Genomic DNA, 12,647 nt, shown 5'->3' with positions numbered 1-12,647 from the left:
ATGATTTTGAAGAAAATCTGCCCGGGTTGGATTCAAAATGATATGGAAAGAAAGATTTGTAGCAATGACGTAACATGAACATCTGGTTTTGTTACAGATAAAAGTTTAAACGAAAGAGAGGTCACAGTAATATGAAACTGACTTATACAAATGTAAATGAATACCTGATCCCGAATCTCACCTATAAATCCGGTGAGCAGATGGAGCAACTTGGCAAATATGGATTCTTACGCAGAGATTATCTGAAAAACCATCGAAATTCAACGTATCAGGTGATGCTTTTACAGGATACCATTGGAGAGCATCTTCTGGAAGTGGACAAGGCAGCTAGGGAACGGGAGGAGGTAATTCTGAAACAGTTGGAAGAAAAAGAACCGCTGCCGGATAAGGAGAAAGACCAGATGGCATGGGTAAGAGCTGCCAATCAGCACAGAGCGATTGCGGAGGAGATTATTCTCAAGGAATTGATTTATGTATAAGGATTGCCAGTAACTAATCTGGCAGTAACTGATAAAAATAGAATATTGTGAGCGAAGTAAGGCGTGAGTCATAAAATATGGCTTGCGTCTTTTTCTTTGCCTGAAAGGAAGTGATAAGTTTGAACAAGAAGTTTTTGAAGCATTATATGGAAACCAATCCAGAAGGGACAGCACAGACCTATATCTTTCTGGTGGACAATCAGGATATCGCATTGAATATTGTGATGTCAGGTTATCAGGCACTTTGTCTGGTTCAGGAAGATGACGGATATTATTTCAGTGCAGATTCCTTTATAGAGGAAATGAGAGCTATTCAGTTTACTGGAAGCTGCCAGTGTGCCTATCATTATGTGGCTTCCTGTACAGTGAAGTGGATAAATGATAAGTTACTGACATTTTTCAAAGACGCTGGTCTTGACGGAAAAGCAGGCTGGCAGTTGTTCAAAGAGAAGGAGTACCTTGGCAAACTGGATAATCAGAAAGAAGTTGAGAAATTACTGGAACAGTATATTCTTCGGTTTGAGCGAGATCCGAAAGAAGAACCGGAACTGAGCCGTTTTCACTTATTTGATGCAAAAGGGAATGTGAAAGGTGTCCGGGATATGGAGATTGTAGATTACCTGGTGGAGAATGTTCAGTTTTTTGTGGTGGGAATCACACCGTATTATTATGAGCATGGTGTTTTCCTGGAAGACCATGATGGGGTAAGAATGAAATACCGTATCCAGAAGCTGATCTATCGTGACCAGGTACAGAGTGGAGTGATCAAAAGAATCTATAATCTACTGATCACACAGCCAAAAGTTCACCGAGAGGCATATGAACTAAATAAACAGCCTGTGCGGTGGATCAATTTCAAAAATGGATATTATGATCCGGTTACGGGTGAAATGCTGGAACACAATCCGGATTATCTGACAATCAATCAGATACCATTTCCCTATTATCCAGAGGATTGTGAGCAGGTGTTACAAGGTGGAGAAAATATAAAAAAGTATCTGGCATCGTCTCTTCCTAACAAAGAAGAACAGCAGACATTCTGGGAGTATTTTGGATACTGCATGACACAGGATACGCAGTTTCAGAAATTCCTTACACTGAAAGGAAATGGTGGAACCGGAAAGTCTGTGGCAGTATCGCTGATCCAGCATGTAGTTGGAATCACCAATATGTCCAGTATTTCTTTACAGGATTTAAATAAACGATTCTATGCGACTGGAATGTATGGAAAGCTGTTAAATGCCTGTGCGGATATTCCATGCAAAGCAATGGAGAACACAGATGTATTAAAGAAAGCAGTCGGTGAGGACACACTGATTTATGAGAAAAAAGGACAGGATGCAATTCATTTCCACTCTTATGCGAAGCTGCTTTTTTCTACCAATGAAATGCCGCAGAATCTTGAGGATAAGTCAGATGCTTTTTACCGTAGACTACTGATTCTTGATATGAACCGGGTAGTAAAAAGTGGTGAAAAAGATCTGCACTTAAAGGAAAAGGTACAGGCAGAATCCGATTATGCAATTCATATGGCGATGATTGCATTGAAAAATCTGTACGAACAGGGAAAGTTCACGGAGAGCGAACACAGCAAAGAATGTGTAAGAGAAGTGCAACGGACGTCAGATAGTATCTGTGCTTTTATTGATGAGTCATTGGTGCGTGCCAAAGGAAAACGTCTGAAACGAAGTGAAGTGTTCCATATGTATGAGGAATACTGCAAAGAGAATGGCAGACAGGGGCATGGTAAATCCAACTTTTTCAGGAATATGACAGATAAAGGTTTCCTTCTGAAGCAGTACAATGGTGAGTTTTATTATCAGGATATTGCAGTTAAGGAAGAAGATTTTTGTCCTGTAGATCCAGAAGAAAGAATACCTTTTGAAGAAACAGATATAGATTATAAACAGTTACAGTTAAATATGAATCAGGGAATTAAGGGCATTTAGGGCAAAATAAGCAAAAAGAAATGTTACCGGAGCAGGAGAAATAACAAAGATAGCTGCCAGAGTACATAAAATTTTGCTTTTTTTACACTGACTGCCCTTTTTCAGGTATCAACGTTTTAGCTGATACAAATATAGGTTTTTCCCGAATTTGGGAGAAAGTCAAAAATAAATATTAAGAAAGTATGAGGTATGATTATGAGAATGATGAAAAACAACAATAATGAGACAGTTATGGTGATCGGGATTGATCATGGGTATGGAAACATGAAAACAGCCACCAGATGCTTTCCATCCGGTGTAGCCAGATATGACAAGGAGCCAATCTTCCAGAATAATCTTCTTGTTTACAATGGCATGTATTACCAGATCGGAGAGGAACACAAGGAGTTCTGTGCAGAGAAAACGCAGGACGAGGACTATTATGTGCTGACACTGGCGGCTATCGCAAGGGAACTGGATGGGAAAGGTATGAACCGGGCAAAGGTACATATCGCAGCCGGACTTCCCCTTACCTGGGTAGCTACACAGAAAGAAGACTTCCAGAAATATCTTCTCCAGAATGAATGTGTAGATTTTACATTCCGCAATAAAGAGTATCATGTGGAGTTTGCAGGAGCTGATATTTACCCACAGGGATTTGCAGCAGCTTTTTACCGTTTACAGGATTTCAAAGGAATCAACATGCTTGTGGATATTGGAAACGGGACTATGAACATCATGTATATCAATAATTCCCGTCCATTAGAGAAGAAATGCTTTACAGAGAAATATGGAACGCACCAGTGTGTGCTTGCAGTCAGGGAATCCCTGCTGAAAGAACTGGGAACAGTGGTGGATGATCTGGTGATTGAGCAGGTGATCCGTACCGGGACAGCAGATATTGGTGAGAAATATCTGACAGTCATTCGTAAAGCTGCCGGAGATTATACGAAAGAAATCTTCCATAAGCTGAGAGAACGGGAATATAATCCAGAACTGATGCGTCTGTATGTGGTCGGCGGTGGCGGTTGTATGATCCAGAATTTTGGAGAATATGACAAGAGCCGGGTGACAATTGTACGGGACATCTGTGCCACAGCGAAAGGCTATGAAGCAATGACCGTAAGGAAAATCCAGAGAAACGGAGGGATGCTTGTATGAGAAAAGAACGGAAAATCATCAACACAAATATCCGTTTAAATCTTTGTGATGAACAGGACAGGCAGGCATGGGAATATTTGCAGACGATGGACAGGGAAAAATATAAATCGTACACCAGAGCAGTTGTAGTTGCTTTAAACGATTATTTTTCCAGAGAGTACAGGAATGAAGCAGATCCGTATCTGGAAACCAGAGAAAAGGAAGATGCTTTTCTGGAAAGAGTGGAAACAGCTGTCCGGGATGGAGTGAAAGAATCTGCCCCGATGGCTATAGCGAAGAATCTGATGGAAATGCTTGTACCGTTTGTAAAAGAATCGGTAGGAGAAATTAATCTGCCGGACAGAACACTAACAATGGAGAAAACGGATGGAGAGATCGCAGAAGATAATCTGGACTGGGAGAAAGAAGCTGATATGGATGCAGCACTGGATTTTGCAGACAGTTTTTAGATGGTTATGAAATAGCAGTAACAGGAAAACAGACTGACAGTAAGGAATAGCTTTACAAAAACAGAATAGCAGAAAAAGACAATGGCAGTGATGGCATTTCAGACATTATGAATTGGAGAAATGTTTATGACTGCTATTTTTATGTCTTTTAGCAGAAATGGAAAGAGATCCAGAAAAAGAAAGACAGAAATAACAGGAAAATATAACAGAAAAGCGTTGGCAGATGGGTGGATTGAACAAGCAAGGCGAAGAAAAGAATAGAGTGCCGGATACGGCACATGATTGTCCGATACTTCGCATCGGAGTGATGCATGAACAGCCTGTTTCAGAAAGAGAAAATCTATCGAAATGGGAGCTTTTCTATTTCTTCCACAGTCTGTCCCTGCACCACAAAACCACCGTCATCTCCATTTTGATCTGATAACGTAGGGTGGAAAATATGGCTTGGTGGGTGTCGGTTCAGTGGTGGGGAGATGACAGGCAAGTTTCGCAAAGTGGCAAGCCACTCTGCACCGGAGCCAGCCTTTGGGCTGTTCCTAAACTTGCCAGAGGGCTCCGCCCCTTGGAACCCCGGCACGTCAATGGCGTAAGTATTCCTGCGAAATGTCCACCGGACATTCCTACGGAACACTTACTGATTGACTAGGACTTGTCTCCGCTGCCGCTCCGGTCGGTGCAAAGCTGACGTCCACTGGACGTCATGCACCCTGCACCTGTATAAGAGAGCGTTGCACTCTCTTATAAATCTCCTGCCAATATACACCAAAACGTTGTGTCTGTTAATAAAGAATGAAAAATCAGGCAAAGAAAGGAGACAAAAGCCTATGAGAAAACGAAATCATACAGTAACCATACGAATGAATAAAGCAGAATATGAGCTACTTCAAAGCAAAGTAAAGGAATCTGGAAGAACACAACAGGAAGTTGTAATAAAAGCAATCGCAGATTTGAAGATAGCTTCTACAGCGGAAGTGGAAGAACTAAAAAGATTGAACCAGATGTTTGCAGATATTATCAGTCAGCTCCGGGGAGCTACTACAAATATCAATCAGATTGCAAGAAAGCTGCATACAGATGGAGAAGTTCCAAATGACAGTACGCTGTATTTCCTCAATAAAAATATTCTTAAGTACCGGAAGGAGAGTGAAAAGATATGGCTATTAATAAGACGATTAATAAGCGGACAAATACACATGGAGCAATGAGAAATTGTATCGAATATGTTTTGCGACAGGACAAGACAAGTGAACTGCTTACTTATGTAACAGGTCCGTACTGCCATGATGAGATCAACTATGATCTGGTGTATAGAACCTTTTTAGAAGAAAAGAAGATGTGGGATAAAGATTCTGGGAGAATGTACGCTCACAACATTATTTCCTGGCATAAGGACGAGCAGATTACTCCGGAGCAGGCATTAGAATTTGGAAAAGAGTTTGCAGAAAATTGGTTCAGTGGATTCCAGACCTTAATGGCTGTGCATAAGGATAAAGATCATATCCACTGCCATCTGGTTACTAATTCAGTGAGTTATGAAGATGGAAGAAAACTGCATAACACCAAAAAGGATCTGGAACGTATGAAACAGCTTACCAATCAGATGTGCCGAGAACGTGGACTAACAGTTGTCGAGAAAGGAAAGCACTTTGATGGAAGCCAGATTGAAAAAGGGGAAGTTATTGCATGGAGTAAAGATAAATATAACCTGTTCCGTCAACAGGTAAAGGACAGTTTTGTAGCGGACTGTGCAATGGCGGTATTAAAGGCACTGGAAAATTGTATCAGCAAAGAAAAGTTTATAGAAAAAATGAAACAGTTTGGATGGAACGTAAACTGGACAGATAAACGGAAGCACATCACATTTCAGAATCAGGATGGGAAGAAGGTGCGAGACAGCAATCTGTCAAAAACATTTCATCTGGATATCAGCAAGGAGGGACTAGAGAATGAATTTAATGGAAATAGGGAAAAATCCAGAGTTGCAGCCGACAGAGACAGCAGAGCAGACGAAGAACTCAGAAACTATTACAGAGAGCTTGACGCAGCCATCAAAGACGCCAGAGGAATCGCCGATCAAACTCAAAGTGGAGAGGGATATTCTCGTACAGAGTTTCGAGAAAGCGAAAGCGTTCATGCGAACACAGAAAAAGCAGATCCAGACACTGGAAGAAGAGAAACAGACGATCTTATCCGACAGGCAGAGATTGCGAGAAGAAGTTCGGAAATCAACCGTAGAAATTCAGCGTTTGACAACCGAACTGTCCGAAACGCAGAAGCTGAATCAATCGCTTCAGCAGAGCAACGACGATCTGAGGAACAGGAATGGTTTGAAGAGCAGGAGCGAGCAAGAGCAGCTCGAAGAAGAAATAAGAGACGTTCGGGACCAGAACTCTAAACTTCAGATACAGGTGAATAAATCATCTGTTGAAGCAGTAGATGAAGCACAGAAGAAACAGAAAGAAGCAGAGAAAAAGATGGAACAGGCAGAAACAAAGGCCCGTAACGAAAAGAAACGGGCAGAGCTGGAAATCCGTAAAGCGAAAAAAGAAGTAAAAGCCAGAACCGAAAAAATGAGGGATACGGAATATTTTTGGGGAATGGGATACATTACGGTAATCCTGTTTGTAATTATACAGAACGGTGCTTTTCAAAATGATTTCATAGATTTTTTCAGGACTCCATTCATGTGGTATTTTCAATTTTGTGAATGGTTGGCACATCCAACCTATGATAACGGATTTAACCAGAAAATAGCATATACATGTGGAGAAGCATGGGTTATCAGAATTCTGGCAATCGTAGCTGTCCTTCTCATAGTGGTAATTATAATGGCGATAATTATGGAAATAATAAAGAAATACAAAAAAATGTGGGATAAAATTTCACAGATGTTTTTAATCGGAAGTCTTTCGGGGATAGCAGTACTTGGAGATGTAATTAGAGAATATCTGCCAGTGAATTTGATTTTGACATTTGGGTTTATCAATGTGGGAATCATGTTGCTTAAAATATATTTTCAAAAGAAGTTTGAAGAGAAAAGCCTGTATGCTGATAATCACTATGATTAGGAAAATACAAAAGCCGATAACCACAGTTCAAGAACTGTGTATTATCGGCTCTGCGGCTGTGCGTCTGGCGTTTTAATAGCAGTTATATGGAATTGTTCAATGTCGATTAGGCATTCGCTTTTGCACTTCGACAAAAGAGTGGAAAATTTTTTTACTGGCTCATTTTCTCAGATTTTGTCGCGTGTTTTATTTCCGTAGACAGGGAAATGCACCCACTCGACACTTACTTTTATTTGAGCCTCTACTTTTTATTTTTTCCTTGAATATCCTATAACACTAACAAAATACGATGCAACTACTATACCCAAAACAAAAATAGCAATCAACATAGAATTTTTAACCAAATTTTGAGTAACGTATTTCATATCTTTTGATATTTTACTTACGAAAAAGATAACGAGAAGTGTGCAAATCATTCTCACATACTGAACACTCATATAGCCAAACCACTGTGCTATTGCTAAACATATAGAACACCATAAAACAGGTAATGCTATTGCAATGGCGATAGAAAAACCAAACTGGCTAAGCGTAAAATTATGATAAACCACATAACGAATGATATAAATGATAACTGTACCCATTATACTAATCGGAACAAGAAGCAAGCTAGTCAAATACTTACTGAAAATGATTTGGTACTTACTCATCGGCAAGGTTAATTCATATTGTTTCCATGAAGTCAATCCATCATAGGTCATGGTCATCATTAAGTGCATACCGATAAAAAGTGAAAAAAAAGCCGATGACATAATTGAGTAAACTTCATTCTCTCCGAAGAATGAAATTGCTATTACAAAAAAATACATTACAAAAATGACTTTTTTATTCATTTTCTTCATAAGCAATAAATCCTTAAAAACCAATCCTTTCATTTGACACCTCCTTTGATATAGAACAGCATAATGTCCTCAATAGAAGCATTATCAATAATTAGATTTTTGTATCTTTTTTTTGCAGCTACTTTGTCATGTATTAAGCATTCCACGCTAAGATTTGTTTCTCGACAACATACATAGTCATCTGGCGAAACAGTATTAAATTCTGATTTTTTACAGCGTATAATTCCATAATTATAAATAAGGTCATCTTTCTTTTCCTCAAAAATAATTTTTCCATTATGAATCAGAATTACATAGTCAGCAACCTTTTGTATGTCAGAGGTTATATGTGTAGAGAACAAAATAGAGTGTTCTTCATCTTGAATAAATTCTAAAAAAATATCCAAAATTTCATCTCGTACAACAGGATCTAACCCTGTTGTTGCTTCGTCTAAAATCAGAATCTGGGGTCTATGCGATAGTGCACAAATAATTGACAATTTCATCTTCATACCTTTTGAAAGTTGCCCTATTGATTTATTTAATGGAACATCAAGGCGTTTCATATATTCTTCAAACAAATTCATATCCCATGTTTTATAAGATCCCGAAAGGATTTGGGCAATATCTTTTGCATTTAAGACGGAATGGAATTTACATTCGTCAAAAACAACACCAATGTTTTCTTTATGCAAATAAGAATGATTTTGTTTACCCAATATTCTTATTTCACCCGCATCCAACTTTAACTGGTCTAAAATTAAATTGATAGTTGTACTTTTTCCAGCACCATTTTCTCCTATGAAACCCACAATACGTCCTGTAGGAACTGTAAATGAAATATGATCTAACATAAAATCATCAAATTTTTTAGTCACATTTTTTACAACAATACTGTTCTGTTCCATAATTCCACCTCTCATTCTTCAAAAAATAGTTTTAGAATATTAGCCATTTGCTCATAGCTGATACCATGAGTACGACCGATTATAGCAACCTTTTCTAAAAGTTCTTCTGCTATTCGTAGTTGTTCTTCTTGAATAAATTCTTTATTTGGTGATGCAACAAAACTACCTTTTCCCGATACGGTTTCGATAAACCCATCTCGAGTTAAATCTTCGTAAGCTCGTTGAACAGTAATAACACTTATATGCAGGTCTTTTGCCAGTGCACGCATGGAAGGCAGGGCTTCTCCGGCAGATAGGGTACCATTCATGATTAAACTCTTAATCTGCATAGCAATTTGTTCATAAATAGGCTTATCACTACTATTACTTATGATAATTTCCATTCTAACTTCCTCTCACCACCTTCTGATATATGCGTACTTATACGATATGTACAGTGTATATGATAGTGTCAGAAATGTCAATAAAGTAATCCTACAATTCATTAAAATATACCATATAAAGTTTTCAAAAAATCAGCGTAATCCAACCTGTCAACCGGCATAATAAGGTTATTTCTTTGTGCAAATCAGCACGATAATGATAGGATGAGCGATGATGAATTAGAACTTCTGGCTCCATGGAACGAAATCGTCAAAGCTGAAATCGGACGTCGTGCAAACGAATCAAATCAATCATATGTGAATTGTCAAGGTGCTCCGGCTACTGAAAAGTAGTCGGGGATTTTTTCTATCGTATCTAAAAATTAAGCGGTTACCATATATTCAGATTGGCAGTGAAGTAGTTGTTAAAGAATATCCAGATAGACGGGAATATGCTGTTTGGGAAGAGGTGCTTAATGCTTGTTTGAAAGAAAAATATATTGAAAGAAAAAGCGAAGCGATTTGTGTAATTACAAATGCGGGCTATAAAGTAGTTGAGTGATGAAAAATACATATAGCAGAAGAGCATTAGATTAAAAAAGAATAGTAACTCCCCATTATTGGAATATTTTCCAGTTTTGGGGAGCATTGTATTTGCTATATTCGCCATTTTTTCTTAGGTTCATATTTTCCACAACCATCACAGGTCTGCGGCCAGTTGATTTTCCATTCAAAATATTCATCTCTGGTAATTGTACCAGATTTCAATTCTTCTTTTCTGATAATCCATTCTTTCATAAAATCATTCAGAACCCCATAGTTGAACCATAGACCAACAGGTGGATGAGCAGGCCAGTTATCAGAATCGTGATAACGGACAGCGGTATCCTCATTAGAATTGCACTTTTCGATTGGATAGGTTTCTAACTGGAAGAGGTTGATCGCTGCCGGGTTAAATTCATCAATCCAGAACAGAATTTCCATAAGTTCCGAAGCATCCATAGTAGTAGGTTCGTGCAGTGCCAGCGGATTCACGTCCAGAATCTTAGCCATTTCAGTTACCAGATCTTTGCGGGGAACCCGGTAATTCGTTTCATATTGGGCAAGACGATTTGCACCTTTATCGCCCCAACCGAGGGCAGCACCAAGTTCTGCCTGTGTCATATTCCGGAATGTCCGGATTTTTTTTATTTTATCACCGATTGTCATATCAGATTTCCCACTTTCTTTTTGATAAATCCATTTTACTACCAAAAACAGTGAATGTAAACAGAAAGATTCGCATTGAAGCGAACAAAACACTTGACATTCGCATGAATGCGAATTAAAATAACAGTACGATAAAGGTTCGCATGAAAGCGAATGTACAGATGAGGATAAATACTTTTTGCAAATTATTGCAAAATGAGGTTGGTAAAATCCTTCTGTCAGGCTTTATTAGTGAGAGGATTTTTTTGAAGTGAACAACATTTTGGTGTTTCCAGGCTGTAATAAGTGAAAGGATATTCAAAAAAACTCTTTTGTACCTTGAAAATTACATGAGCTGTATAATCTGATCTCACAGATGCCATAACCCTGTAAATGATTTTATGGGCGAGCGTCGAAGATACTCCGGAAACGACTGGTAGGCTTGCGAAGAAGCTGGCAGTATTCAGAAATACTCTGATAGAGGTTGACTGTGACGTTGACAACGGGTTATACAAATGGAAGCCAACACGCCGAACAGAATATGCAATGCCATAGTAATAGATAAAATTTGAGAACAAAATGTGAAAGGTAAGGTGATGTGATTGAGAAAATTGTAGGTATAGGACAACTGATACAAAGAATATGTTGGAAAAGAGGTGAGCATCATGGTGAATCAGTCAGTAATAGATTCCAGTGTTGATCTGGAGCAGTTAAAGGACATTGAAGATTTAATTCCTGATATGGATAAAGCTATTTCTGAGAAAGTGGAAACTTTTCTGGATAAATCTGGCGATCAGCCGTATGCTCACATGAATGAAGGGTATGTGGTAGTCGTGGAAATGACAGGAGAAATGGATGCTACAGATGCGATCAGTGATTATCTAAGAAAAAGAACGGAGTTGATGTATTAGATGCAAGTCTTGAAAAAATATCTTGCGAAGCTACAGATGTTATGTTAATGTGAAGTCAGGGAAAATGAACGTGATACATGGTTTCTGACTTCAAATTCAATGGAATAAGTAAGTTGGGAGCGATGTAAAATGGAACAAATGCAAATGAATATGCCAGATATGTACGATGCTGCATTGTATCTTCGGTTATCGAAAGATGATATGGAAGAGGGCGGTGCGAAGTCAGAGAGCAACAGCATTGCAAATCAGAGAGAGTTACTTCGGAGCTTTGTAAAAAGCCAGCCGGATATTCAGATCTTTGATATATATGTGGATGACGGATACTCAGGAGGAAATTTTGACCGACCTGAGTTTAAACGAATGACAACTGATATAGAAGCTGGAAAAGTAAACTGTGTGATTGTAAAAGACTTATCCAGATTCGGAAGAGAATATATAGAAGCCGGGCGATGGATCGAAAAGACCTACCCGGCTTTAAATGTGCGTTTTATTTCAGTTACAGACCAGTTCGACAGTAAAACAGCAGATTTTTCAGAGAAGTCATTTGTAGTTCCGATCAAAAATTTTGTAAATGAAAGCTATTGCCGGGACATTTCCGGTAAAGTGCGAAGCCACCAGAAAATCAAACGTGAAAAAGGTGAATTTATTGGAGCATTTGCCCCGTATGGTTACTGCAAAGATCCGGAGAATAAGAATTGTCTGGTGATTGATTCTTATGCAGCGGATATTGTAAGAAAAATATTTTCATGGAAAATTGATGGATTCAGTCTTGGAGCAATCGCAGAAAAACTGAATGTACGTCATGTGCAGTCGCCAAAAGAATATAAAAAGGCAAATGGCGAGAATTACAATTCTGGATTTCACAGCTCAGACACACCGAAATGGTCGGCAGTGCAGATTAAAAGGATTCTAACCAACGAGGTTTATATTGGAAACATGGTACAGGGCAAGCAGGAACGAATCAGCTATAAAGTAAAGCAACGCCTGGATAAGCCAGAATCAGAGTGGGTGAAAGTAGAAAATACGCATCCGGCAATTATCAGGCAGAATGATTTTGATGTGGTTCAGAAGCTGCTTCAATATGATGGTAGGGCATCGAAAACATCAGACAGTGCAAACTTTTTTTCGGGATTTGTGTTTTGCGGAGATTGCAAGACACCGATGATACGCAGGGTAAATCAGTATAAGGGGAAGAAAAAAGCCTTTTATATCTGCCAGACAAAGAACAAAGGTGGAGATTGCACCAGACACAGTATTTCGGAAGAGGTGCTGAAAAGAATTGTGTTGAAAGAGATTCAGGCATATACGGCACTTTTTGTAGACTATCAGATGATTATGGAAGAACTTTGTGAGATGCAAGTCAGCTACGATC

At 38.9% G+C, this 12,647-nt stretch carries 13 protein-coding genes and 1 pseudogene; 9 read left to right on the top strand and 5 right to left on the bottom strand.

The annotated features are described in order from the left end of the window. The first annotated feature begins 131 nt into the window (after window positions 1-131). The 7 genes from ACLTL4_RS09735 to ACLTL4_RS09705 all read left to right on the top strand — a co-directional run bounded on the left by ACLTL4_RS09735 (window position 132) and on the right by ACLTL4_RS09705 (window position 7,085). Complete coding sequence (locus ACLTL4_RS09735; RefSeq protein ID WP_118392771.1) at window positions 132-479, top strand: TnpV protein; 348 nt, start codon at window positions 132-134, stop codon at window positions 477-479. 110 nt (window positions 480-589) lie between these two features. After that, window positions 590-2,428, top strand: coding sequence for a phage/plasmid primase, P4 family (locus ACLTL4_RS09730; protein WP_412320474.1), 1,839 nt, complete (start codon window positions 590-592; stop codon window positions 2,426-2,428). A gap of 195 nt (window positions 2,429-2,623) precedes the next feature. After that, window positions 2,624-3,568, top strand: coding sequence for a ParM/StbA family protein (locus tag ACLTL4_RS09725; RefSeq protein WP_412320473.1), 945 nt, complete (start codon window positions 2,624-2,626; stop codon window positions 3,566-3,568). After that, window positions 3,565-4,017 carry a hypothetical protein gene (locus tag ACLTL4_RS09720; protein WP_026649311.1) on the top strand — a complete coding sequence of 151 codons (453 nt, stop codon included), beginning with the start codon at window positions 3,565-3,567 and terminating at the stop codon, window positions 4,015-4,017. The genes ACLTL4_RS09725 and ACLTL4_RS09720 overlap by 4 nt, the downstream gene beginning before the upstream one ends. 824 nt (window positions 4,018-4,841) lie before the next feature. After that, entirely contained in the window at window positions 4,842-5,222 is a 381-nt protein-coding gene (locus ACLTL4_RS09715) for a plasmid mobilization protein (RefSeq protein WP_118392775.1), read from the top strand. Continuing rightward, complete coding sequence (locus ACLTL4_RS09710; protein ID WP_412320472.1) at window positions 5,171-6,412, top strand: relaxase/mobilization nuclease domain-containing protein; 1,242 nt, start codon at window positions 5,171-5,173, stop codon at window positions 6,410-6,412. The genes ACLTL4_RS09715 and ACLTL4_RS09710 overlap by 52 nt, the downstream gene beginning before the upstream one ends. A gap of 13 nt (window positions 6,413-6,425) precedes the next feature. After that, window positions 6,426-7,085, top strand: a complete 660-nt coding sequence (locus ACLTL4_RS09705) for a DUF6040 family protein (protein WP_233435631.1) — start codon at window positions 6,426-6,428, stop codon at window positions 7,083-7,085. Between the two features lie 41 nt (window positions 7,086-7,126). Here the strand turns inward: ACLTL4_RS09705 and ACLTL4_RS09700 are convergent. The 5 genes and pseudogenes from ACLTL4_RS09700 to ACLTL4_RS09680 form a co-directional block, all read right to left on the bottom strand. Continuing rightward, window positions 7,127-7,225: pseudogene (locus ACLTL4_RS09700) on the bottom strand (cysteine-rich KTR domain-containing protein); the annotation flags it as partial. Window positions 7,226-7,333: 108 nt separating this feature from the next. After that, window positions 7,334-7,960, bottom strand: coding sequence for an ABC-2 transporter permease (locus ACLTL4_RS09695; protein WP_412320471.1), 627 nt, complete (start codon window positions 7,958-7,960; stop codon window positions 7,334-7,336). Continuing rightward, window positions 7,957-8,814 carry an ABC transporter ATP-binding protein gene (locus ACLTL4_RS09690; RefSeq protein WP_022381160.1) on the bottom strand — a complete coding sequence of 286 codons (858 nt, stop codon included), beginning with the start codon at window positions 8,812-8,814 and terminating at the stop codon, window positions 7,957-7,959. The genes ACLTL4_RS09695 and ACLTL4_RS09690 overlap by 4 nt, the downstream gene beginning before the upstream one ends. Before the next feature lie 11 nt (window positions 8,815-8,825). Then, window positions 8,826-9,197, bottom strand: a complete 372-nt coding sequence (locus ACLTL4_RS09685; protein ID WP_008706402.1) for a GntR family transcriptional regulator — start codon at window positions 9,195-9,197, stop codon at window positions 8,826-8,828. Between the two features lie 636 nt (window positions 9,198-9,833). Further along, the gene (locus tag ACLTL4_RS09680) at window positions 9,834-10,385 is read right to left on the bottom strand and encodes a helix-turn-helix domain-containing protein (RefSeq protein ID WP_015541859.1); all 552 of its coding nucleotides are present in this window, start codon (window positions 10,383-10,385) and stop codon (window positions 9,834-9,836) included. Window positions 10,386-11,029: 644 nt separating this feature from the next. On the opposite strand from ACLTL4_RS09680, the gene ACLTL4_RS09675 reads away from it, so the two are divergent. Further along, on the top strand, window positions 11,030-11,275 hold the full coding sequence (locus ACLTL4_RS09675) for a DUF6870 family protein (protein ID WP_008369874.1): 246 nt from the start codon (window positions 11,030-11,032) through the stop codon (window positions 11,273-11,275). Window positions 11,276-11,404: 129 nt separating this feature from the next. After that, window positions 11,405-12,647: recombinase family protein (locus tag ACLTL4_RS09670; protein ID WP_412320470.1), on the top strand; the 1,243-nt coding region annotated here is incomplete at its 3' end.

The organism is Hominisplanchenecus sp., assembly GCF_046967715.1.
GTDB lineage: Bacteria > Bacillota > Clostridia > Lachnospirales > Lachnospiraceae > Hominisplanchenecus > Hominisplanchenecus faecis.
The sequence above is the reverse complement of the archived record's forward strand: the minus strand, read 5'-3'. Positions and strand labels throughout refer to the sequence as shown.